This window comes from Frigoribacterium sp. NBH87, from assembly GCF_014217665.1.
GTDB classification, from domain to species: domain Bacteria; phylum Actinomycetota; class Actinomycetes; order Actinomycetales; family Microbacteriaceae; genus Frigoribacterium; species Frigoribacterium endophyticum.
In genome coordinates, this window is sequence record NZ_CP043650.1 from 131,774 (window position 1) to 154,710 (window position 22,937).

The following is a 22,937-nucleotide window of genomic DNA, read 5'->3' on the forward strand; positions in this document are numbered from 1 at the left end:
GACAGGGCGGGCCGTGGAGGGCGTGCCCGGCGATGACGAGGTGGCCGGACACGGCTGGCGCGGGGGCTCGTCCGTGGGTGCTCTGGGGCCCCTCGTGCTCGGTCGGCAACTCCTGACTCGTGGTGCGCGGAGCGGGGGAGTCGCGGTGTCGGAGGCAGGGAGCAGGAGTTGCCGACACGAGGGGACGGAGCAGGGAGCGGGAGTTGCCGACAGGAGGGTGGGAGCAGGGAGCAGGAGTTGCCGACACGAGGGGTGGGAGCGGGGAGCGGGAGTTTCCGACAAGGGGGCGCCGGGCGCGGGGCGGGAGCCGGCGACGCGGTCGAGAGAGAGAGAGAGAGAGAGAGAGAGGACCCGCGGGGCGGGAATGCCGAGGGGGAGGCGCGCGTTCGGACAACTACATGCACACGCATGCAGTTGAGCTAGGGTGGACACCATGCAGCTAGGGATCTTCAGCGTCGGCGACATCACGACCGACCCGACCACGGGGCGGACCCCGACCGAGCACGAGCGCCTCGAGGCGATGGTCACCATCGCCAAGAAGGCGGAGGAGGTCGGCCTCGACGTCTACGCCGCCGGCGAGCACCACAACCCGCCCTTCGTGAACTCCAGCCCGACGACCCTCCTCGCCTGGATCGCCGCGCAGACCGAGACGATCACCCTCAGCACCTCGACCACGCTCATCACGACCAACGACCCGGTCAAGATCGCGGAGGACTTCGCGACCCTCCAGCACCTCACGAACGGCCGCGTCGACCTGACCCTCGGCCGCGGCAACACCGGCCCGGTCTACCCCTGGTTCGGCAAGGACATCCGCCAGGGCATCAACCTCGCGATCGAGAACTACGCGCTGCTGCGCCGGCTCTGGACGGAGGACGTGGTCGACTGGAAGGGGCACTTCCGGACGCCCCTGCAGGGCTTCACCGCGACTCCCCGGCCCCTCGACGGCGTCGCGCCGTTCGTGTGGCACGGCTCCATCCGCAGCCCCGAGATCGCCGAGCAGGCCGCGTACTACGGCGACGGCTTCTTCGCCAACCACATCTTCTGGCCCGCCTCGCACACGAAGCAGATGGTCGAGCTGTACCGCACCCGCTTCGAGCACCACGGCCACGGCCGCGCCGACCAGGCGATCGTGGGCCTCGGCGGCCAGGTCTTCCTGGGGAAGAACTCGCAGGACGCCAAGGCCGCGTTCCGCCCCTACTTCGACCAGGCCCCCGTCTACGGCCACGGGCCGAGCCTCGAGGACTTCACCCGGCAGACGCCCCTCACGGTCGGCAGCCCGCAGGAGGTCATCGACCGTACCCTCGGCTTCCGCGACTACGTCGGCGACTACCAGCGCCAGCTGTTCCTGATGGACCACGCGGGGCTGCCGCTGAAGACCGTGCTCGAGCAGCTCGACATCCTCGGCGAGGAGGTCGTCCCGGTGCTGCGCGCCGAGTTCGACGCCCGGCGGGCCCCCGGCGTGCCCGAGGCGCCCACCCACGCCTCGCGGGTGGCCGCGGCCGACGCCGCCGCGCTCGACGCGCAGGCGCTCCGTGAGGCCGACCCCGTCGCCACCGCGCGCTGAGCGCCGGCCGGAGCCCCGGCACGCACCAGCACCAGCACGCACCAGCACCAGCACCAGCACCATCACCAGCACCAGCACCCCAGACAGGAGCACCACCCCGTGAGCACCAAGACCGTCGTCGTCGTCAGCGCCGGGCTCAGCCAGCCCTCCTCCACGCGTCTGCTCGCCGACCGCCTCGCCGAGGCGACCGCCCGCGAGCTGCTCGCCGGCGGGACGCCCGCGCGCGTCGAGGTCGTCGAGCTGCGCGACCTGGCGCACGAGATCACCGACGCCCTGCTCACGGGGTTCGCTCCGGAGGCGCTGGCCGCGGCCCTGGAGCAGGTCTCGCGGGCAGACGGCCTGATCGCCGTCACTCCCGTGTTCACCGCGTCGTACAGCGGCCTGTTCAAGTCGTTCTTCGACGTGCTCGACAAGGACGCCCTGAGCGGGACACCGGTGCTGCTCGGGGCGACCGCGGGCACGGCCCGCCACTCGCTCGTGCTCGACCACGCGCTCCGGCCCTTGTTCTCGTACCTGCGCGCGGTCGTGTCGCCGACGGCCGTCTTCGCCGCCTCGGAGGACTGGGGCGGGGGAGACGAGACGACGACCGGCCTGCCCGAGCGCGTCAGCCGCGCCGCCGGTGAGTTCGCGGCCCTCGTCGCCCGCCACGACACCGAGCGCGACGACCCGTTCGCCGACGTCGTGCCGTTCGCCGAGCAGCTGCGCCGCCTCGGCGGCGACACGACGCCGTAGCCCGCCGCGCCGCGGCACGGTCCTCCGCACCACGCCGCGGGGCATGATCGGACGCCCCGCGAGGTTCACCCCGACAGACCCAGGAGGACCCATGGCCGACACCACGCCCCGCACCCCCGACGCCGCGCCCCGCACGCCCGACGCCGTGCCCCGCACGCCCGACACCGCGCCCCGCACGCCCGACTCCCCGTCGGCGGCCGCCGAGCTCGAGCGCTTCCGCGCCCTCCGGCACGCCCACGTCGTCGGCGCCCGCGGCCCGCTCGCCCTCGTGAACACGCAGTGGGTCGACTCGCCCCAGCCGATCTGGGGCGTGCCGGGCACGTGGGAGCCGACCCCCGCGGGCGTCTCCGGCCTGCGGGTGACGGCCGCCGCCTCCGACGGGATCGTGGTCGACGGCGACCTCGTCGACGGATCGGTGCTGGTCTCGGGGGACGACGCGATCACCCCGAGCAGCGTGCGGTTCTCCGACACGGTCACCGGCACCGTGGTCGCGAACGACGACCGCACGAGCTGGGCGCTCCGCATCTGGGACGCCGCGTCGCCCGACATCGGCCGCTTCGGCGAGATCGACGCCTTCCCCCACGACCCGGCCTGGGTCGTCACCGCCGAGTTCGTCCGCAGCGAGGAGGGGGCCCAGGTCGACATCCGCCACCAGGCCGACCTCGAGCTGAGCCGGCCGAAGCCGCTGCCCGGCGTCATCCGCGTCACCCTGGGCGGCGTCGACCACGAGCTCGTCGCGTTCCCGGCCGGGCAGGGCGACCGCCTCCAGCTCGTCTTCTCCGACGGCACGACCGGCGACAGCACCTACTCCGTCGGCCGCTTCCTCTTCCCGACGCCGTCCGACGACGGCACGATCGTGCTCGACTTCAACCGGGCGGTGCTGCCGCCCTGCGCCTTCAGCTACGCGTTCAACTGCCCGGTGCCGCCGCCGCAGAACCGGCTCACGGTCGCGGTCGAGGCGGGCGAGAAGACCGTGCTCGACACGGCCGGGGCCCCGCTGCACGGGTAGCGCGGGGCGCGGCCGGGCGGGCCCCCGCCAGGTGGCAAGATCGACGGGTGTTCATCCTCGTCCGCCGTCTCGACGACGGCGACGTCGAGCTGACCCCGTGGAGCCGCGAGGCCCCGGGCGCCGCGCTCGCCCCCGGCCCCTCCCGCACGATCGCCGACGGCGAGCTCGCCGAGGTGGTCAGGAGGCGCGAGGCCGACCCCGAGGTCGCGTCGCGGCCCCGCTGGGTGTGGGACGACACCCCGCGGTGGTACCCGCGCCTCCTCGAGGCCGGCGTCCGCGTCGCCCGCTGCGTCGACCTGCGCCTGTGCCACGCCCTGCTGCGGGCCTCGGCCGCCACCGTCGGCTCCGAGCTGCACGGAGCCCCTCGGGGGCCGTGGGACGTGCCCCAGGCGAGCGAGTCCCCGCGCGACGGGCTCTTCGACGTCCTGCCCGAGTCCCTCCCCGACCCCGCGGCCGAGTTCGCCCGCCAGCGCGCGGCGATCGAAGCCGCCGAGGGGCGGGGCAGGCTCGAGCTGCTGTCGGCCGCCGAGTCGACGGGGGCCCTGATCGCGGTCGAGATGCGCCACCGCGGCGTGCCCTGGTCGCCCGTCGTGCACGACCGGCTGCTGACCGAGATCCTCGGGCCGAGGCCCACGCCGGGCGAGCGCCCGAGCCGCATGCGCGCCGACCTCGCCGAGGTGCGCGAGGCGCTCGGGGCGCCCGACCTCAACCCCGACTCGCCCGCCGAGCTCGTCCGGGCGCTGCACGGCGCCGGCGTCATGGCCGCGTCGACGAGCAAGTGGGAGCTCGAGCGGCACGACCACCCCGTCGTCGAGCCCCTGCTGCGGTACAAGAAGAAGCAGCGGCTGCTCGTCGCGAACGGCTGGGCCTGGCTCGACGCGTGGGTGCGCGACGGCCGCTTCCGCCCCGACTACGTGCCGGGCGGCGTCGTCACCGGTCGCTGGGCGACGAGCGGGGGAGGCGCGCTGCAGCTGCCGAGGGCGGTCCGCGCCGCCGTCGTGGCCGACCCGGGCTGGTCGCTCGTCGTGGCCGACGCCTCGCAGCTCGAGCCGCGCATCCTCACCGGCCTCAGCGGCGACCGGGCGATGGCCGCCGCGGGGGAGGGCGACCTCTACGAGGGCATCGTCGCGAGCGGCGCCGTCGCGAGCCGCGCCGAGGCGAAGGTCGCGATGCTCGGCGCCATGTACGGTGCGACCCAGGGCGAGAGCGGGCGCCTCGTGCCCCGGCTGGCACGGAGGTTCCCCCAGGCGATGCAGTTCGTCGAGGACGCGGCGCGGACGGGCGAGGCGGGCGGCGTGGTCAGCACGCTCCTCGGCCGCACCTCGCCCTCGCCGGCCGACGCCGCCGACGAGCTGCCGCCCGAGATGCCCCGCGCCGCGGTCGACCGCGACGCGCGCTCGTGGGGCCGCTTCACGCGCAACTTCGTCGTCCAGGGCACGGCTGCGGAGTGGGCCCTGTGCTGGATGGGCGCGCTGCGCTCCCGGGTGCACGACCGCTGGGGCCACCTCGGCGACGGCGCTCCCCACCTCGTCTTCTTCCTCCACGACGAGGTCGTGCTGCAGGCCCCGCGGGAGGCGGCGGCGGAGGTCGCCGAGATCGTCACCGAGGCCGCGGCGGAGGCCGGGCGCCTCCTCTTCGGGTCGGCCCCGGTGCGCTTCCCGCTGACGGTGGCCGTCGTCGACGACTACTCGCAGGCCAAGTGACGGGCCGGCCCGCCGGGTGCGCCTTGTCCGCCCACGCCGACGCGCCAGGGCGCACAGCTGTTACACGGTTGTGATGCACGGGCGGCATCTGCGATGATCTCCCCAGCGGGCTCGCCCGCGCACAACTGAACACGCACGAGAGCAACGATCGCAGCCGCGCTGCACCGTTCGAGAGGTCGATGGGGAAGTCGCACCTGACCGAATGGAGGAATCGTGGCTGCTGCAATGGCTCGGGGAGTGCTCTACGTGCATTCATCCCCTCGTGCACTGTGCCCACACGTGGAGTGGGCCGTCGGCCGTGCCCTCGGGCACGCCGTCAACTTCGCGTGGGTCGACCAGCCCGTGCTGAAGGGCTCCCAGCGCACCGAGTTCTCCTGGCAGGGAGACGAGGGCGCGGGTGCCCGCATCGCCTCTGCCCTCCGGGGCTGGGAGCACCTCCGCTACGAGGTGACCGAAGACCCGGGCGCCGAGAACGACGGCGGGCGGTGGATGCACTCGCCCGACCTCGGCGTGTTCTTCGCCCAGACCGACACCGCGGGCAACACGGTCGTCCCCGAGGACCGCATCCGGTACGCCATGGACATCGCAGGCTCGAACGCCCTCGAGCTGCACCGCGAGCTCCGGCTCGCGCTCGGGCAGGCGTGGGACGACGAGCTCGAGCCGTTCCGCCACAGCGGCGAGGGGAACCCCGTCGTGTGGCTGCACAAGGTGGGCTGACCGCTCGGCCGACCCGCGCCTCCCGGGTCGCGTGACGAAGGCCGGCACCCTCGCGGGTGCCGGCCTTCGTCGTGGTCGCCGCGACGCGTCGCGACGCGTCGCGGCGCGTCGCGCCGGGGTCAGACCGAGCGGAACGCGATGACCGCGTTGTGGCCGCCGAAGCCGAACGAGTTGCTGATCGCGACGATCTGGCCGTCGGGGAGGCGACGCGGCTCGCCGAGCACGACGTCGAGGTCGATCTCGTCGTCCATCTGCGTGACGTTGATCGTCGGGGGAGCGATCTTCTCCTGCAGCGCCTTGACGGTGAAGACCGCCTCGATCGCGCCGGCCCCGCCGAGCAGGTGACCGGTCGCGGCCTTCGTGGCCGACACGACGAGCTTCGAGGTGTGGTCGCCGAAGACGCGCTTGATGGCGCGGTACTCGGCGATGTCGCCCACCGGCGTGCTCGTGGCGTGGGCGTTGACGTGCACGACCTGCTCGCGCTCGACGCCGGCGGCCTCGAGCGTGGCGACGACGGCACGCGCCGCGCCGGAGCCCTCGGGGTCGGGCGCGGTGATGTGGTACGAGTCACTGGTCACGTCGCCGCCGATCAGCTCGGCGTAGATCTTCGCGCCGCGGGCGAGCGCGTGCTCCTCGGTCTCGAGGACGAGCGCGGCGCCTCCCTCGCCCAGGACGAAGCCGTCGCGGGTGACGTCGTACGGGCGCGAGGCGGTCGCCGGGTCGTCGTTGCGCTTCGACAGGGCCTGCATGGCCGCGAACGACGCGAGCGGCATGGGGTGGATCGCCGCCTCGGAGCCGCCGGCGATGATGATGTCGGCGAGGCCCTGCTGGAGGTGCGAGTACGCGTTGGCGATGGACTCGGTGCTGGAGGCGCAGGCCGACACGACGGTGCGGGCGCCGGCACGGGCGCCGAGGCCCATGGAGATGGCCGCGGCGGGGCCGTTGGGCATGAGCATCGGGACGGTCATGGGCAGGACCCGGCGGGGGCCCTTCTCCCGGAGGGTGTCCCAGGCGTCGAGGAGGGTCCAGACGCCGCCGATGCCGGTGGCCCAGTCGACGCCGAAGCGCTCGGGGACGACCTCGGGGGAGCCCGCGTCGGCCCAGGCCTCGCGCGCGGCCGTGAGCGCGAACTGGCTGGAGGGGTCGAGCCGCTTCGTCTCGCGGCGGTCGAGCACGTCGGCCGAGGGCGTCCGCGCCTGGCCGGCGATGGTGACGGGCAGCTCGTACTTGGCGACCCAGTCCTGCTCGAGGGTCGTGATGCCGGACTGGCCGGCGAGGAGGTTGGCCCAGCTGTCGACGGCGGTGCCGCCGAGGGGCGAGGTCGCACCGATGCCGGTGACGACGATCTTCTTGGTCATGACGGTTCTCCCTGGAGTGGCGCTGTCGCCCGGCCGTGCAGGGGCGCGACGGAGAGCGGCGGAACGGGTGCGCCCGGCCGGCCCCTGGGGGCCGGGCCGGGCCGCGACGTCGTTAGTCCTGCGCCTTGGTGATGAAGGTGACGGCGTCGCCGACGGTCTTGAGGTTCTTGACCTCTTCGTCGGGGATCTTCACGTCGAACTTCTCTTCTGCGTTGACGACGATCGTCATCATCGAGATGGAGTCGATGTCCAGGTCGTCGGTGAACGACTTGTCCATCTCGACGGTGTCGGTCGCGATGCCCGTCTCGTCGTTGACGAGCTCGGCCAGGCCGGCGAGGACTTCTTCGGTGGACAGTGCCATGGTGTTGTTCTCCTTGAGGGGGTGTCGTGGTGACCGAGGTAGAGCCTATACAGGCGGGGGCGAGGGGGAGGCGCGGCGCGCTACGGCAGGACGACGACCTGGGCGCCGAACACGAGGCCCGCGCCGAAGCCGATCTGCAGCGACAGGCCGCCGCTGAGCTCGGGGTTCTCCTCGAGCAGGCGGTGCGTCGCGAGCGGGATGCTGGCGGCCGAGGTGTTTCCGGTGGTCGCGATGTCGCGGCCGATCACGACGGTGTCGGGCAGCCCGAGCTGCTTGGCGAACTCGTCGATGATGCGCATGTTGGCCTGGTGCGGCACGAAGGCGGCGAGCTGGTCACTCGTGACGCCGGCTCGTTCGAGGGCGAGCTTCGCGACCTTGACCATCTCCCAGACGGCCCAGCGGAACACCGTGGGGCCCTCCTGGCGGAGCGTCGGCCAGGCGACCTCGCCGGCGCCCTCGCGGTACTCCTGCATGGTCGACGTCATGCCGATCGCGTCCCACTTGCTGCCGTCGGAGCCCCAGACCGTCGGTGAGATGCCGACCGTGTCGCTCGGGCCGACGATCGCCGCGCCCGCGCCGTCGGCGAGGAGGAACGAGATGGTGCGGTCGGTCGGGTCGATGATGTCGCTGAGCTTCTCGGCGCCGACGACGAGCACGTGCTCGGCGAGGCCGCTGCGCACGAACGAGTCGGCCTGGGCGATGCCGTAGGCGTAGCCGGCGCAGGCGGCGCTGATGTCGTACGCCGCGGCGGGGTTCGCGCCGATGCGCTCGGCGAGCAGGGTGGCGACGGAGGGCGTCGCCACGCCGCCGCTGACGGTCGAGACGAGCACGACCCCGATCTGGTCGGGGCGGATGCCGGCGCGCTCGATCGCCTGGCGGGCGGCCGTCTCGGCGAGGTCGACGACGTGGACGTCCTTCGAGGCGCGGACCCGGGTGATCACGCCGGTGCGCTGCTGGATCCACTCGTCGGAGGAGTTGATCGGCTCGATGATGTCGGCGTTGGGCACGACGTTCTCGCCGCGGGCGGCGCCGAGCGAGAGGATGCGCGTGTACGCCGCACCGGTGGTCTGGTTCATCTGGGGGGTGGTCATGCTGCTCCCTCGAGGAGGTCGACGGCGGCCTGGAGGTCGTCGGGGGTCTTGACGGCGACGCTGGGGACGCCGCGGAGGGCACGCTTGGCGAGCCCGGTGAGGGCGCCGGCCGGGGCGAGCTCGACGATGCCGGTCACGCCCTCCGCCGCGAACGACTCCATCGTGGCGTCCCAGCGGACAGGTGAGGCCACCTGGCCCACCAGCAGCTCGACGAAGCGCGGGCCCGAGGTGACGACGGTGCCGTCGTGGTTGGTCCAGAGGCGGAGCGTCGGGTCGGCGGGCGTCACCGAGGAGGCGGCGGTGCGGAGGGCCTCGACGGCCGGCTCCATGAAGCGCGTGTGGAACGCGCCGGCCACCTGCAGCGGGACGACCCGGGCCTTGGCGGGGGGCTGCTCGGCGAGGGCCGCGAGGCCGGCGAGCTCACCGGCGACGACGATCTGTCCGCCGCCGTTGTAGTTGGCGGGCGACAGGCCCAGCTCGGCGAGGCGGGCGGTGAGCTCGTCGGCGTCGCCGCCGAGCACGGCGCTCATGCCGGTCTCGACCTGGGCCGCGGCGGCGGCCATGGCGCGCCCGCGCTCGGCGACGAGGCGGACGGCCTCCTCGTCGGTGAGGACGCCGCTGACGGCTGCGGCGGTGAACTCGCCCACGGAGTGGCCGGCGACGCCGCCGACCCGGCCGCGGTCGACGCGGGCGAAGAGAGCGTGCGCTGTCAGCAGGCCGGCGGCGACGATGAGCGGCTGCGCCACCGCGGTGTCGCGGATGGTGTCGGCGTCGGAGGTCGTGCCGTGCGCGACCAGGTCGAGGCCGGAGGCGGTGCTCAGCGTCTCGAGGAGGCCGCGGCTCTCCGGGTCGGCGAGCCAGGGGGCGAGGAAGCCGGGGGACTGGGAGCCCTGCCCGGGCGCTACGACAACGATCACTGCTCCATCATGCCCTCGACACCGTGGGCCGTGGTGTAGCAACTCGACCAAAGATCGTGACGAGCCTTGTCGATCTCCACGAGGCGCCGCCTCCGGCACGCGTCAGCGGCGACGCGTGACCGGGGCGTCGTGGTCGGCGATGGAGCCGAGGATGAGCGCGCTCTGGAGGATGAGGGCCTCCCGGGCGCCGGTGGCGTCCCAGCCGATGACGTCGGAGACGCGCTTGAGGCGGTAGCGCACGGTGTTCGGGTGCACGAAGAGCTCGCGGGCCGTCGCCTCGAGCGAGCGCCCGTTGTCGAGGTAGCACCAGAGGGTGGTCAGGAGCTCGGTGGAGTGGTTCTTGAGCGGCTTGTAGACGCGGTTGACGAGGGTCGACCGGGCGACGGGGTCGCCGGCGAGGGCCCGCTCGGGCAGGAGGTCGTCGGCCAGGACGGGTCGGGGCGCGGCTCGCCACGACCGCGCGACCGCGAAGCCGGCGAGGGCCGCCTTGGCGCTCTTGGACGCGTCGACGAGGCTCGGCACCTCGTGGCCGAGGACGAGGTGCCCGTCGCCGAAGCCGGGCTCGAGGGCCGAGGCGATGTCCGTGAACGACGTCCGGCGGTCGGGGGCGGCCGTCTCGCCGTCCGCGTCGGAGACCACCTGCTCGGCACGGCCGATGACGAGGACGAGCCTGCTGCCCTGCACGCCGATGAGCACGTCGGCCTCGAGGTGCCGGGCCGTGCGTCGGAGCATGTCGACGTCGAGCATCCGTGGGGCGGTGCCGACGAGGACGGAGACCTCGCCGTGCCCGTGCCAGCCGAGCGCGGCGATCCGGCTCGGCAGCTCGTCGTCGTACTCGCCGCTGAGGATCGAGTCGACGACGAGGGCCTCGAGCCGGGCGTCCCAGAGGCCGCGTGCCTCCGCGGCCCGCGCGTAGACGTCCGCCGAGGCGAACGCGATCTCGCGTGAGTAGAGCAGGATCGCCTCGCGGAGGGAGTCGTCGCCGTCCTTGACCCGCTCCTCCACGACCTCGACCGTCACGCGGATCAGCTGCAGGGTCTGCTGCAGGCTGACGCTCCGGAGCAGCTCGCGCGGAGCTGCCCCGAAGACGTCGGCGGCGATCCAGGGCGTCGACTGGGGGTTGTCGAACCAGCTGATGAACGACGTGATGCCGGCCTGCGCGACGAGCCCCACGGCGGAGCGCCGCCCGGGCGGCATGTCGCCGTACCAGGGCAGCGTCTCCTCCAGGCGTTTGATCGTCGCCGTCGACAGTTCGCCCGAGACCGTCCGCAGCCACGCGAGCGTGCGCTCCTTCGTGGCGGCGGACGGTTCCATGGGCGAGTGCGACACCCGCTCAGCGCTCACGTCGCGGTCAGCTCTCCCCGCCGGCGCTGCCGCTGGTGCCGGCCGTCACGTCGTGCAGCCGGTAGCGGTCGATCGCCTGCTGGACGACGCTCGGGTCGACCTCGCCGCGGCGGGCCAGGGCCTGCAGCGTGCGGACGACCATCGACGGGCCGTCGATCTTGAAGAACCGACGGGCCGCGGCGCGCGTGTCGGAGAAGCCGAAGCCGTCCGCACCGAGCGTCAGGTAGTCGCCGGGCACGAACTCGCGGATCTGGTCGGGCACGGCGGCCATGAAGTCGCTGGTCGCGATGAACGGGCCCTCGCTGCCCCGGAGCTTCTCCGTGACGTAGGGGGTGCGCTGCTCGGCGCCGGGGTTGAGGAAGTTGTGCTCCTCGGCCGCGAGGCCCTCGCGGCGCAGCTCGTTCCAGGAGGTGACGCTCCAGACGTCGGCCGCGACGTTCCAGTCGTCGGCCAGCAGCTGCTGCGCCTCCAGGGCCCACGGCACGCCGACGCCGGACGCGAGCAGCTGGGCGCGCGGGCCCAGGTTGTCGGCGCCCTTGAGCTTGTAGATGCCGTGCAGCAGCCCGTCGACGTCGAGGTCGTCGGGCTCGGCGGGCTGGGCCATCGGCTCGTTGTAGACGGTGATGTAGTACATGACGTTCGGGTCGGAGTGGGCCGGCGAGCCGTCCTCCGTCGTGCCGTACATGCGGTCCATGCCCGCCTTGACGATGTGGCCGAGCTCGTAGCCGAACGCGGGGTCGTACGAGACGACGGCCGGGTTCGTCGAGGCGAGCAGGAGCGAGTGGCCGTCCGCGTGCTGCAGGCCCTCGCCGGTCAGCGTCGTGCGGCCCGCGGTGGCGCCGATGATGAAGCCGCGTGCCATCTGGTCGCCGGCGGCCCACATCGCATCGCCGGTGCGCTGGAACCCGAACATCGAGTAGAAGACGTACACCGGGATGAGCGGCTCGCCCTGGGTCGAGTACGAGGTGCCGACGGCCGTGAAGGCGGCGAACGCGCCGGCCTCGTTGATGCCGACGTGCAGCAGCTGGCCCTGGGGGCTCTCCTTGTAGGCGAGGAGGAGCTCACGGTCGACCGACGTGTAGTGCTGGCCGTTCGGGTTGTAGATCTTGGACGTCGGGAAGTAGGCGTCCATTCCGAAGGTGCGCGCTTCGTCCGGGATGATCGGGACGATGCGGTGGCCGAAGTCGGGCGAGCGCAGCAGGTCCTTCAGGAGGCGCGCGAAGGCCATCGTCGTGGCGACCTCCTGCTTGCCGGAGCCCTTCTTGACGACGTCGTACGACTTCTGCTCGGGCACGGCGACCTGGGTGTACTTCGAGCGGCGCTCGGGCACGTAGCCGCCGAGCGCGCGACGGCGCTCGTGGAGGTACTGGATGGCCTCGTCGCCGTCGCCGGGGTGGTAGTACGGCGGCTGGTAGGGGTTCTCGTCGAGCTGCGCGTCGGAGACCGGGATGCGCATCTCGTCACGGAACTGCTTGAGGTTGTCGAGCGTCAGCTTCTTCATCTGGTGGGTCGCGTTGCGCCCCTCGAACGACGGGCCGAGGCCGTAGCCCTTGACCGTCTTCGCCAGGATGACGGTCGGCTGGCCCTTGTGCTCGGAGGCAGCCTTGAACGCCGCGTAGACCTTGCGGTAGTCGTGGCCGCCGCGCTTGAGGTTCCAGACCTGGTCGTCGGTGAAGTCCTTGATGAGCTCCAGCGCGCGGGGGTCTCGGCCGAAGAAGTTCTCTCGGACGTAGGCGCCGCTCTCGGCCTTGTACGTCTGGAAGTCGCCGTCGGGCGTCGTGTTCATGAGGTTGAGCAGGGCGCCCTCGGTGTCGCGGGCGAGCAGGTCGTCCCACTCGCGGCCCCAGACGACCTTGATGACGTTCCAGCCGGCACCGCGGAAGAAGCTCTCGAGCTCCTGGATGATCTTGCCGTTGCCGCGGACGGGGCCGTCGAGGCGCTGCAGGTTGCAGTTGATGACGAAGTTGAGGTTGTCGAGCCCCTCGTTCGCGGCGACCTGGAGCTGGCCGCGGCTCTCGACCTCGTCCATCTCGCCGTCGCCGAGGAAGGCCCAGACCTGCTGGTCGGAGGCGTCCTTGACGCCGCGGTTGGTGAGGTACTTGGCGACCTGGGCCTGGTAGATCGCGTTGATCGGGCCGAGGCCCATCGACACGGTCGGGAACTGCCAGAACGAGGGCATGAGGCGAGGGTGCGGGTAGGAGCTGAGGCCGCCGGTGTGGTGCGACTTCTCTTGACGGAAGCCGTCGAGCTGCTCCGTGCCGAGGCGCCCCTCGAGGTAGGCGCGGGCGTACATGCCGGGGGAGGCGTGGCCCTGGAAGAAGATCTGGTCGCCGCCGCCGGGGGCGTCCTGACCGCGGAAGAAGTGGTTGTAGCCGACCTCGTACAGCGCGGCGGAGGAGGCGTAGGTGGAGATGTGGCCGCCGACGGAGATGCCGGGGCGCTGGGCACGGTGCACGGTGACGGCGGCGTTCCAGCGGATCCAGCGACGGTACCGGCGCTCGAGGTCCTCGTCGCCGGGGAACTCGGGCTCGTCCTCCGGGGCGATCGTGTTGACGTAGTCCGTCTTCGGGACCATCGGGACGCCGAGGTGCAGCTCGCTCGACCGCGTCAGCAGGCTCTTCATGATCTCTCGCGCGCGCTCGTGGCCCTGCGTCGCGACGAGGGAGTCGAGCGACTCCCGCCACTCGGCGGTCTCTTCCGGATCGCGATCGGCCTTGTCGACCGTGTACGGATCCTGGTCGTTTACCGTCACCCTTGACCTCTATCACTCGTGGTTGACATCAGCTGCCACCCGTCTCGGGCAGGCAGACGCCAGGGCTGACACGGCCGGGTAACGGCAGTCGTCGGCGTCTGACTGGTCGAGTCTAGTTGCCTCCGCCGACGGAGGCTCGGCAGCCGCTGGGAGGCGTCGGGATCCGGCCGTCGGCACGCCGCGGGCGAACGGCCTTGCGGCCACGCGCCTCCGGCGTAGTATCGACGATCGTGTCATCGCCGGCCGACCGTGCCGACGAGGGAGGAACGCGCAATGGCTCTGGAGAACGACATCCAGGCACCTGACTTCGACCTGCCGAACCAGTTCGGCGAGCACGTCCGGCTCTCGGACTTCCGGGGCGTCAAGCCCGTGGCGCTGGTCTTCTTCCCGCTCGCCTTCTCGAGCACCTGCACCGCTGAGCTGTGCACGCTGCGCGACAACCTGTCGATGTTCCAGGACCACCGCGTCGAGCTGATCGGCATCTCCGTCGACTCGAAGGCGACGCTGCGCGCGTTCGCCGAGGACGAGGGCTACGACTTCACGATGCTCGCCGACTTCTGGCCGCACGGCGAGGTCTCGAAGGAGTACGGCGTGTTCCTCGACCACAAGGGCTTCGCGACGCGCGCCACCTTCCTCATCGACGTCGACGGCGTGATCCGCGAGCACTTCGTCACCGAGCCCGGCCAGGCCCGCTCGATCGACGACTACCGCACGGCACTCGACGCGCTGGTTCCCGTCCCCGCCTGACGCGACGGGGCCCGGCCTCGGCCGCGGTAGCATCGTCCCGCCGCGCACCCGCGGTGCAGGGGCCTTTAGCTCAGTTGGTAGAGCGCCACGTTTACACCGTGGATGTCATCGGTTCGAGCCCGGTAGGGCCCACCCTCGAAAGTCCTGATCAGGAGAATTTTGACACGCCCCAGGTGCTCTGCGGCTACCTAGGCCGGCGTTCCGTGTCGGTGTGGTGTTGGTGGAGCCCCACCGCAGTCCGTAAGCATAGGCCGCGGGCGACTGTGCCCGGAGGATCGGGGCGAGGCCGTGGGGATTTGGTTCGGCCAGCGCTCAAGCCCCTGAGCCCGCGCGGATCGCTGAGCGTCAGTCGGTGACGGAGAACTGAACCACTTAAACTTCTCCTGCCCGAATGCCGGTGTTGGCGGCTACGTAAATCATGCGTGGGCGGGGCAGCCTTGGATCGACGAGGTGATCTCCCGCCGGGCTTCGTATCGTGGCCGCCCGCAAGGCGGTCGTTCATCGGGACACCTTCTGGGGCCGCTCTCGGTCGGGTGGGGTCAAGTGGCGCCTGGCCTGCGGATTCGCGTATGCCTGTCCCGCAAAATTGCCCGGTGATGGGGGTCTGAACGCTACAGTCGCCTCATGCTCATCGGATACGCCCGCGTCTCGACGTCCGGACAGGATCTCGCAGCACAACGTGATGGTCTTAAGGCACTTGGTGTTGACGATGATCACGTGCATGTTGACCACGGGCTCTCGGGGACGACTCGAGCCCGGCCGGGCCTCCGCGAGGCGTTGGCCGCGTGCCGTGCCGGCGACGTCCTGGTCGTCACCAAGCTCGACCGGCTCGCCCGTTCGCTGCGCGACGCGACCGACATCGCGGACGAGCTGACGAAGAAGGGCGTTGCCCTGAATCTCGGGGGAGCGGTCTACGACCCCACCGACCCGGTCGGCCGACTCTTGTTCAACGTCCTCGGCATGGTGGCCGAGTTCGAGGCTGACCTCATCCGTGCCCGCACTCGGGAGGGCATGGCGATCGCCAAGGCTGCCGGCAAGCTCCGCGGCCGCAAGCCCAAGCTCACCGCCTCCCAGGAGAAGCACCTCGTGCAGCTGCACCGCACCGGCGCCCACACGACAAGCGAGATCGCGGAGCTTTTCAAGGTGGCCCGTTCGACGGTCTATCGAGCGATCCAAAGAGCCGAGCAGGCCTAGGTGGCACCCGGAAAGACGGAGCCTCCCCGCCGAGAGCGCCTGAGGAACGGCCGCCGCCGTCCGGCGCCACCGCGGACACGCGCTGAATGGCGACGGGATCGCGCCAACAGTGGAGCTCCTGCCTGGTGGCCTCGACCGTCATTGTGGCTGTGGAGGTGGTTTGTCCGGCCCGTCCTGCGGTTCTGTGAGCGCGTCCTGCGCTTCGTGTTCGACGGCCTGTAGGACCCAACACCAGTCCATTAGCCCACGGCATACCAGGGCTCAGCGAGGCCTGTTTCCAAGCAGCGCAGCGACGAACGCAGCATCTTCTGGAGCTGGCCGAGTTCCTGCGAGCTCCATCTGTTCAGCGCATCCGAGCGGCTGTCATCGGTGAGGTACGGGAACTGTCGTTCGACCAATTTGTCGTAGACGGCTTGCACTGCTCTGGATCGAGACCGGGGGAGGTGCAGTGAGTGGCGGACATCGTCGGCCAAGTTCACGCAGGTGAGGGCCGCCTCCTCGTCGAGCGTGTTCACCTTGCGATCCAGGTAGTCCTTGACCCCACGCACGTCGACGATGCTGAGGGCCTCCGGCGGGCCGCTCGGCCAGGACTGCTGCTCCGCATGGCGACGTGCCGCGTCTTCGGTGGGAAAGGTCTCGACGAGCGTGCCCTGGGTCGCGATGGCATCTCGTGTCTCGTCGTCGACGTCCTGTCCCCACCAGATGAAGCGGGGCCGAGGGCCGAGATCGACCCGGACAGGCCGCCCGTCATCTATGCGCATGTCTTTGGTCTACAGGTGTTGAGATAGCGCTGCCTACTGCTGCAGGGAGGTGTTTGTGCATCTTCGTAGAGGAAAGAGGAGCGCCTCGGCTTCCGCAGAGTGTCGTTGTCTCGATAGGCGATCGCCCCTCGGGCAGTCAGAAACGATCGTTTCCGAGCGACAGCACCCAGCCTGCCGGTTGGGTGCTGGCGTAGAACTCGAGCCCAGGGGTCTATGCGGACGGTTCGGCGCTGCCCGCCACTACTTGCCAACGACCCTCGATGATCGACCAAAAGCGGCGGTACATCATGCGAGCCTCCATGCGGTGGCCTTTATCGAATACGACGATGTCCACGAGCGACGATGTCCGGCCATGACCATCTTGTTCCAGAGTTGACCGATGAAGCTCGGACAGCTTGTCGAATCGTGTTGCTCCCGAGGCATGAGCATCGAGATCAGCTGCACGGCCGATCACTGACCCGCCCGGCAACTCGAAGGTCAGGCGCTCGTAAAACAACTCACGAAGATGGCTTACGTCGCCACCGCGCATGGCTTGGTGAAGAGCATCTTGGGCTTGGTCGATGGAGCGTCCGTGATCGTCCCGCGTCGTCATGTGACGAGGCTAGTGTGCGGTTTCCGCAGACTGCGATTGACCACAAAACGATCGTTTCTGCATGCCCGGTAGACGACCCCTCACCGAGAGGGATTCCGGGCCGACCTACAGAGACGATCCGCGTTCTGCAACTACGGGAGAGTGGCCGGCGCCTTCGAGTGTCCCGCGACCGATCGACTTCTTCGCGGCCAGGCGGAGGTCACCGTCCGAACAGGCGCGAGAAGAAACTGCCCTCGCTCTTTTCCTTCACGTGGCCAGGGCATCGGTCCGCCCGTCGCACGCCGGCCATCACCTGGTCGACATGCTGGCCACAGCCAGCCCAACTTGCCTTGCCGCACACCTTGCAGGTCACCTGTCGGCACATGGGGAGTCCTCTCGTTCAACGGTCGCCGTCGACTGACGGCACTAGACAAACGTATACCCCCCGGGGTATCGTGGCAAACATGAGAACGATCATCATCGGAGGTGTCGCCGGCGGTATGTCCGCGGCGACTCGACTGCGTCGCCTGGACGAGAGTCGCGACATCCTGGTCTTCGAGCGGGGCGCGTACGTGTCCTTCGCCAACTGTGGCCTGCCCTACCACGTGGGCGGCATCATCCCGGATCGCTCGTCGCTGCTGCTGCAGACGCCCGAGTCCTTGTCCGCGCGCTTCGCGCTCGACGTCCGCGTCCGCCACGAGGTCACCGCGATCGATCCCGCCGCCAAGACCGTGGAAGTCGTGGACCTCGCGACCGGGCGACGCTCAGTCGAACCGTACGACGACCTCGTGCTCGCTGCGGGCGCTGGAGCCTCGGCCGGCGTGACGGCAGGCGTCATCCCGACGCACACCCTGCGCAGCGTCGATGACGTCGACCACGTCAACGCCGTTCTCGACGGAGCCCCCGGGCAGGCCGACGTCCTCGTGATCGGGGCAGGATTCATCGGCCTCGAAGCCGTCGAGAATCTCCTTGCCCGCCATGCACGGGTCACCCTCGTGCAGCGTGGAGCGCACGTCCTCTCTCCTCTCGACCCCGAGATGGCCGCTCCGGTGCACGACGCGCTCGTCGCCGCCGGCGTCGACGTCCGCACGGGCACGACGGTGACGGGGACATCCGGTGGCCTGGTGGAACTCAGCGACGGAACGACCGTCGCCGCTGATCTCGTGATCGAGGCAAGCGGTGTCCAGCCCGAGAGCCGCCTTGCCCGGGAGGCGGGACTCGTCATCGGGCCCACCGGAGGAATTGCCGTCGACGCTCACCAGCGGACCAGCGACCCGTCGATCTGGGCGGTCGGAGACGGCGTCGAGAAGATCGACCACCTCGACGCTGAACCGACCCTCGTGACCATGGCAGGGCTCGCCAACAGGCACGGCCGGGCTGCGGCGGACGACATCGCCGGCGCCTCCTCGACCGCAGCCCGGCCCGCCCTCGGGACGTCGATCCTCGGCGTCCTCGGACTGACCGTCGCGTTGGTCGGGTGGAACGAGAAGCGTCTCCGCGCGGCAGGACGTGACGTCCGGGTCGTGCACACCCACCCGTCCTCGCACGCCGGCTACTACCCAGGAGCACAGCAGATGGCGATCAAGTTGATGGTCGACCCGGTGACCGACCAAATTCTCGGCGCCCAGATCGTGGGGCGTGACGGCGTCGACAAACGCATCGACGTAATCGCCGTTGCGATGACCGCCGGCCTCACCGGCAGTGCCCTCTCCGAGCTCGAGCTCGCCTACGCACCCCAGTACGGCTCGGCGAAGGACGCGATCAACATGCTCGGCTACGTCGCCGAGAACACTGCAAGAGGTGCGACGCGCACAGCGCAGTGGCACGAACTCGACGCGCTGATGGCGTCCGGGGCGACCCTGATCGACGTCCGTTCAGCGGCTGAGCACGAGGCAGGTTCCATCCCCGGTGCCATCTCGCTTCCCCTGGACGATCTCCGGGCTCGGCACACCGAACTGCCGGCCGGGCCGCTCGTGGTCCACTGCCAGGTGGGTCAGCGTGGCCACACGGCCGCCAGACTCCTCACCCAGCTCGGCCACGACGCCCGTAACCTCGACGGCGGCTGGCTCACCTGGCGCGCCGGCATCGCAGCCCACCGCTCTGCCACAGCAACAGCCTGACCCCACGACACTCGCAGAATCGCCGATCCGAAAAACTCCACGAAAGAGAACCCATGAACCAGATCACCGTCGACCAGCTCGCCGCCCTTGAGGACCCCGTCGTCATCGATGTCCGCGAGGCAGACGAATACGCCAGCGGCCACGTCCCCGGCGCCCGCAACCTCCACCTGTCCCAGCTCGAGGATCGCCTGGGCGACGTGCCCACGGGCACCCCGGTGCACATCATCTGCCAGTCCGGAGGCCGAAGCGCCCGCGCGACCGCCACACTCACCGCCCACGGCTACGACGCCGTCAACGTGGAAGGCGGCACCTCCGCATGGATCGCCGCCGGCAACCCGGTCGACCGCGCATGACCGACACCGCCCCCACTGACGGCGCCCTGCACGACCCCGCCGCGATCCGCAAGGTCGCCAACCGTCTCAAGCGCGCCCAAGGACAGCTCGCCGCCGTTATCACGGCGATCGAGAACGGGGGCGACTGCCGCGACGTCGTCACCCAACTCGCCGCCGTAAGCAGCGCCCTCGACCGCGCTGGCTTCGCTATCGTCTCGACCGCGATGCGCGAATGTCTCATCGCCGACGAGGACACGAAGCCCGTCGACGGCATCGCGGCGGGGCGCAAGCTCACGGTCGACGAGATCGAGAAGCTCTTCCTCACCCTCGCCTGAGCGCACCATGGAAGTGTCCGTCAGGCAATCGGCTGTCGCGACAGTGTTGGGGCACTGGTGTTGGTGGTCAGTTTCCCGGGGTGGTGAGTTCTCCTGTCGTGTACTGGGCGCGGCCGAAGCCGAACGACCAGTCGGCGGGGCCGTTCTCGACGAAGCCGATCACCAGGTCCTCGCCGGCGACCCCCGCCGCGGCCAGGTTCTCGGCCAGGGTGCGGAAAAACTCCTGCTTCTCGTCGGTGCTGCGCCCGGCCTGCGTGAAGATCTGGATGATGACGACCTGCTCGGAGCGCTCGATGCCGAGCCCCACGTCGAGGGCGGTGAGACGGCCGGGGGCGTGCTCGGTGACGATCTGGAAGCGGTCGCGCTCGGGCAGGCCGTACACGTCGACGAGGGTCCGCATGAGGGTGTCGCCGATCGCGGCGATCTACTCGTCCGAGCGGCCCTCCACGAGGTCGATCCTGATGAGGGGCATCCGTGTCTCCTGTCGTCGTGGCGGGGCGGGAGCTGCAGCTCCGGCACCAGCTGTACTCGGGCCGCCTGGGTCACGGCCCCGAGCTGGACGCGGGCTCACCCGTGCGGTCGACCGTGACGATTTTGACGGGCCAGCCCCGTTCGGCGAGCGACCTGGTCGGGGGGCCGCCGGCGAGGACCGCGGTGGCGAGTACGTCCGCGGTCATCAGGTCGTCAGCGATCACGGTCACCTGCCGGTAGGTGCTCTCCGGATCGGTCCGCCAGACGTGCTCGCCGCGCTGGCTCGTGCCCGAGGTCGCGACAGCTCGTCGCGCGCCGTGGAGCGACACCACCCGCAGCACGTGCTGCGGGTGGTCGGGGTCTGCCAGCGCGACGTTCCACGGGTGCGCGGGTGTGCCTCCTCGGGTCAGGATGTCGCCCCCGGCGTTGAGGCACCAGCGCTCGTGGCCGGTGGCGTCGAGGACGTCGCCGGCGGCCTCGGTCGCGGCTGCCTTGATCGTGCCCGCGAGGTCGACCGTGCCGTCGGGGCGGTGTGGCGTGAACGCCCCTGCGGTGTCGGCACGCCAGCGGACGGCTTCGGCGTAGCACTCCCTGTGAGCGTCCGACGAGCGCAGGAGCGACAGCCGGCCGTCGGCGATCCGCGACGCGGGGGAGTCGGGGCGCCAGCGGCTGAACTCGCGGTCGAGGTCGTCGAACACCGCCTCGACCGCGTCGAGGGTCGCCGTGTCGGGAGCGCCGCCGTCGACGAGGACCGACACGACGGTGCCCATGGCGCGGAAGACGTGGGTCACCGTGTCACCGGGCCTGGTCGAGGGCGGACTGCAGCGACTGGAGGTACCCGTCCGAGGTGTACGTCGCACCCGAGACGGTGTCGATCGACGCGGACTGGGCCGCGACGGCCTCCTGAGCCAGGACGGGCGCGGCGCGGGCGCTGATCTGGACGCTGCGCCCGTCGTCGTCGGTGAGGTGCAGCGCGGTGACGTCGCCGAAGGTCCCGCCGCTGATCGTCACCTGCACCTGGACGGTGCCGTAGCGGGTGGAGACGGCCGTGCCGGTGTACGTGCCGTCTGTGAGGCCGGTCGTGGCGGCGGGACTGCTGCCCGAGGTGTCCGACGACGACGGGCTCGACGACGGGGCCGCACCGGCGGTGCCCGAGGTGCCTTCGGTGCCGGTGCCGCCCGACGACGGAGCCGCTCCGGCCAGTGGCTGCACGAGCGAGGTGGTGGCGGACAGCTGGGTCACGGTCGACTCGACGCCGACGGCGAGGATGCCGGCGGAGACGAGGAGGCCGCCGATCACGATGCGTGCTCTCACCAGTCGAACCTCTCCCTGTGCAGCTGGTCGGCCGGCAGCCCGGCTGCGGCGGCGTCCTGCTCGACGAGGTCGCTCCAACGTCCGGGGCCGCAGACGTACAGGTCGGAGTGGGCGAGGTCGGGGAACACGCTCGCGGCCGTGACGCCACGCGAGGTGTCGCCCTCGGCCAGCCAGGACGCGGGCCCCCTGCCCCGGGGGCCGACGCTGACGGCGACCTGGTGACCGCGGGCGTGCGCCCAGGCGACGATCTCGTGCCAGAGGAACGTCTCGCGCTCGGACCGGGCGCGGAGCAAGATCGTCACGGCCCCGGGGGGTGCGTCGAGGCGCTCGAGGAACGCCCGGACCGGGGTGACGCCGATGCCGGAGGCGGCGACCGCGACCCTCGTTGAGGTGCGGACGGCCTCGGTGAAGATCCCGTAGGGGCCGGCGAACGAGACACGGGTGCCGGGGCGGAGGGACGCCAGGGAGGCGCTGCCCCGGCCCAGGGCGCGGACCGTGAGGCGCATGCCCGTCGCGGTCGGCGCGGCGGAGAGCGAGATCGGGTGGGCGTGCCACCAGAGCCCGGGCGCCCAGAACCGCCACACGAAGAACTGGCCGCCGACCGCGCCGAGGCGGTCGAGGTCACGGCCGTGCAGGTGGACGGAGACGACGTCGTCGGCGATGCGCTCGACGCCCGTCACGACCACGCCGTGCCGCAGGGACCTGAAGGCGGGGAGCGCGAACCGGAACACGGCCACCGAACCGAGTGCCACCACGTACAGGGCGATCCAGTACGCGCGCTCCCAGCTGCCCTGCGCGAGCATCTGCCCCTGTGAGAGCTGGTGGGGGATCGCGACGGCGACGGCCGCGTACGAGAGCAGGTGGATGGCGTGCCACCCCTCGTAGGGGAGCACTCTGCGGACCGCGACGATCGAGGTCCACACCACGGCGACGAGGCCTCCCAGGCCGAAGAACGCCAGCAGCACGTCGGGGGTGTTCCACAGGCCGACTGTCTCGGCCACGACGCTGTCGCCTGCCTCGACCGCGTAGCCGCCGATGAGCAGGCCCGCGTGCGTCAGCAGCAGGTACAGGGCCGGCTTGCCGAGCTTGCCGTGATGGGCCATCGCGGCGTCGTGACCGACCAGCCGGTCGATGACGGGCAGGCGCGCGGCGAGGACGAGCATGACCAGGATCAGGTCGGTGCCCACTAGGCCGGTGACGATGCCGGCGGAGATCAGGACTTGCCCGGGGCCGGAGACGTCGACGCTGCCCGAGGTCAGCCAGAGGGTGACCGCCATCGCCGCAGAGGCCCACACGGCGATCCCCAGCAGGTCGACTGCTGCCCGGCGACGGCGTGCCTTGGCGGCAAGGGGACGGACGGCCGTGAGGTCGCGTCGTGAGGTCGACCGAGTGGGTGGGGAGGGCGGAGCCGGTGGGGTGTGGTGCAACGTCGCGGTCATGGTGTGTCCGTTCGGGAGCGGCCTGCCGAGCCTGCGGGTCTCACCGGAGAGGTGGACAACACCGATCAGAACGCGTGAACCTATGGGCCACCTATGACAAAACCC

The 22,937-nt window shown here is 71.0% G+C and carries 22 protein-coding genes and 1 tRNA gene; 11 read left to right on the top strand and 12 right to left on the bottom strand.

Translation table 11 applies throughout. The features are described 5' to 3' along the window. Positions 1-433: 433 nt before the first annotated feature. The 5 genes from F1C15_RS00610 to F1C15_RS00630 all read left to right on the top strand — a co-directional run bounded on the left by F1C15_RS00610 (position 434) and on the right by F1C15_RS00630 (position 5,725). Positions 434-1,564 (top strand): LLM class flavin-dependent oxidoreductase, encoded by a 1,131-nt coding sequence (locus F1C15_RS00610; protein ID WP_185232383.1) that lies wholly within the window; start codon positions 434-436, stop codon positions 1,562-1,564. Positions 1,565-1,663: 99 nt separating this feature from the next. Continuing rightward, positions 1,664-2,296: an FMN reductase gene (locus F1C15_RS00615; protein WP_185232385.1), complete on the top strand. Its 633-nt coding sequence runs from the start codon at positions 1,664-1,666 to the stop codon at positions 2,294-2,296. 91 nt (positions 2,297-2,387) lie between these two features. Continuing rightward, positions 2,388-3,305, top strand: a complete 918-nt coding sequence (locus F1C15_RS00620) for a DUF1684 domain-containing protein (protein ID WP_185232388.1) — start codon at positions 2,388-2,390, stop codon at positions 3,303-3,305. Between the two features lie 47 nt (positions 3,306-3,352). After that, positions 3,353-5,008, top strand: a complete 1,656-nt coding sequence (locus F1C15_RS00625; RefSeq protein WP_255465376.1) for a bifunctional 3'-5' exonuclease/DNA polymerase — start codon at positions 3,353-3,355, stop codon at positions 5,006-5,008. 225 nt (positions 5,009-5,233) lie between these two features. Next, the gene (locus tag F1C15_RS00630; RefSeq protein WP_056054307.1) at positions 5,234-5,725 is read left to right on the top strand and encodes a DUF3145 domain-containing protein; all 492 of its coding nucleotides are present in this window, start codon (positions 5,234-5,236) and stop codon (positions 5,723-5,725) included. A 119-nt stretch (positions 5,726-5,844) separates the two neighbouring features. Here the strand turns inward: F1C15_RS00630 and fabF are convergent, their stop codons facing one another. From fabF to aceE, 6 genes are all read right to left on the bottom strand, one after another. Beyond that, positions 5,845-7,083, bottom strand: a complete 1,239-nt coding sequence (fabF, locus tag F1C15_RS00635) for a beta-ketoacyl-ACP synthase II (RefSeq protein ID WP_056054310.1) — start codon at positions 7,081-7,083, stop codon at positions 5,845-5,847. 112 nt (positions 7,084-7,195) lie between these two features. Then, positions 7,196-7,444: an acyl carrier protein gene (locus tag F1C15_RS00640; protein ID WP_056054313.1), complete on the bottom strand. Its 249-nt coding sequence runs from the start codon at positions 7,442-7,444 to the stop codon at positions 7,196-7,198. A gap of 80 nt (positions 7,445-7,524) precedes the next feature. After that, positions 7,525-8,535, bottom strand: coding sequence for a beta-ketoacyl-ACP synthase III (locus F1C15_RS00645; protein ID WP_056054315.1), 1,011 nt, complete (start codon positions 8,533-8,535; stop codon positions 7,525-7,527). Then, positions 8,532-9,452: an ACP S-malonyltransferase gene (locus F1C15_RS00650; RefSeq protein WP_185232390.1), complete on the bottom strand. Its 921-nt coding sequence runs from the start codon at positions 9,450-9,452 to the stop codon at positions 8,532-8,534. The genes F1C15_RS00645 and F1C15_RS00650 overlap by 4 nt, the downstream gene beginning before the upstream one ends. Before the next feature lie 102 nt (positions 9,453-9,554). Further along, positions 9,555-10,766, bottom strand: coding sequence for a CdaR family transcriptional regulator (locus tag F1C15_RS00655; RefSeq protein ID WP_185232392.1), 1,212 nt, complete (start codon positions 10,764-10,766; stop codon positions 9,555-9,557). Positions 10,767-10,803: 37 nt separating this feature from the next. Continuing rightward, a complete protein-coding gene (gene aceE / locus F1C15_RS00660) occupies positions 10,804-13,548 on the bottom strand; it encodes a pyruvate dehydrogenase (acetyl-transferring), homodimeric type (RefSeq protein ID WP_167259058.1) in 2,745 nt (914 codons plus the stop codon). 273 nt (positions 13,549-13,821) lie between these two features. Between aceE and F1C15_RS00665 the strand changes: the two genes are divergently transcribed. From F1C15_RS00665 to F1C15_RS00675, 3 genes are all read left to right on the top strand, one after another. Next, positions 13,822-14,295: a peroxiredoxin gene (locus F1C15_RS00665; protein ID WP_056054326.1), complete on the top strand. Its 474-nt coding sequence runs from the start codon at positions 13,822-13,824 to the stop codon at positions 14,293-14,295. 59 nt (positions 14,296-14,354) lie between these two features. Beyond that, a tRNA-Val gene (locus F1C15_RS00670) sits at positions 14,355-14,427 on the top strand. Positions 14,428-14,919: 492 nt separating this feature from the next. Further along, positions 14,920-15,489 carry a recombinase family protein gene (locus tag F1C15_RS00675; protein ID WP_137846769.1) on the top strand — a complete coding sequence of 190 codons (570 nt, stop codon included), beginning with the start codon at positions 14,920-14,922 and terminating at the stop codon, positions 15,487-15,489. A gap of 239 nt (positions 15,490-15,728) precedes the next feature. Here the strand turns inward: F1C15_RS00675 and F1C15_RS00680 are convergent, their stop codons facing one another. Both F1C15_RS00680 and F1C15_RS00685 read right to left on the bottom strand, forming a co-directional pair. After that, on the bottom strand, positions 15,729-16,250 hold the full coding sequence (locus tag F1C15_RS00680; protein ID WP_185232394.1) for a hypothetical protein: 522 nt from the start codon (positions 16,248-16,250) through the stop codon (positions 15,729-15,731). A gap of 211 nt (positions 16,251-16,461) precedes the next feature. After that, positions 16,462-16,842: a nuclear transport factor 2 family protein gene (locus F1C15_RS00685; RefSeq protein ID WP_137846771.1), complete on the bottom strand. Its 381-nt coding sequence runs from the start codon at positions 16,840-16,842 to the stop codon at positions 16,462-16,464. Positions 16,843-17,285: 443 nt separating this feature from the next. Here F1C15_RS00685 and F1C15_RS00690 point away from each other — a divergent pair, with 443 nt between their 5' ends. Genes F1C15_RS00690 through F1C15_RS00700 form a run of 3 tightly spaced genes read left to right on the top strand, consistent with a single transcriptional unit; the run spans position 17,286 to position 19,608 of the window. Beyond that, positions 17,286-18,941 carry an FAD-dependent oxidoreductase gene (locus tag F1C15_RS00690; protein WP_185233938.1) on the top strand — a complete coding sequence of 552 codons (1,656 nt, stop codon included), beginning with the start codon at positions 17,286-17,288 and terminating at the stop codon, positions 18,939-18,941. Positions 18,942-18,994: 53 nt separating this feature from the next. After that, positions 18,995-19,294 (top strand): rhodanese-like domain-containing protein, encoded by a 300-nt coding sequence (locus F1C15_RS00695; protein WP_185232396.1) that lies wholly within the window; start codon positions 18,995-18,997, stop codon positions 19,292-19,294. After that, entirely contained in the window at positions 19,291-19,608 is a 318-nt protein-coding gene (locus F1C15_RS00700; protein ID WP_185232398.1) for a metal-sensitive transcriptional regulator, read from the top strand. Before F1C15_RS00695 ends, F1C15_RS00700 begins: the two co-directional genes overlap by 4 nt. Positions 19,609-19,675: 67 nt before the next feature. Here F1C15_RS00700 and F1C15_RS00705 read toward each other — a convergent pair whose 3' ends face one another. The 4 genes from F1C15_RS00705 to F1C15_RS00720 all read right to left on the bottom strand — a co-directional run bounded on the left by F1C15_RS00705 (position 19,676) and on the right by F1C15_RS00720 (position 22,670). Next, on the bottom strand, positions 19,676-20,032 hold the full coding sequence (locus tag F1C15_RS00705; protein ID WP_255465617.1) for a tautomerase family protein: 357 nt from the start codon (positions 20,030-20,032) through the stop codon (positions 19,676-19,678). Positions 20,033-20,150: 118 nt separating this feature from the next. Continuing rightward, on the bottom strand, positions 20,151-20,870 hold the full coding sequence (locus F1C15_RS00710; RefSeq protein WP_185232400.1) for an FAD:protein FMN transferase: 720 nt from the start codon (positions 20,868-20,870) through the stop codon (positions 20,151-20,153). 4 nt (positions 20,871-20,874) lie between these two features. Next, the gene (locus tag F1C15_RS00715; protein WP_199732409.1) at positions 20,875-21,393 is read right to left on the bottom strand and encodes an FMN-binding protein; all 519 of its coding nucleotides are present in this window, start codon (positions 21,391-21,393) and stop codon (positions 20,875-20,877) included. After that, positions 21,390-22,670: a ferric reductase-like transmembrane domain-containing protein gene (locus F1C15_RS00720; RefSeq protein ID WP_233569078.1), complete on the bottom strand. Its 1,281-nt coding sequence runs from the start codon at positions 22,668-22,670 to the stop codon at positions 21,390-21,392. The genes F1C15_RS00715 and F1C15_RS00720 overlap by 4 nt, the downstream gene beginning before the upstream one ends. Positions 22,671-22,937: the final 267 nt, after the last annotated feature.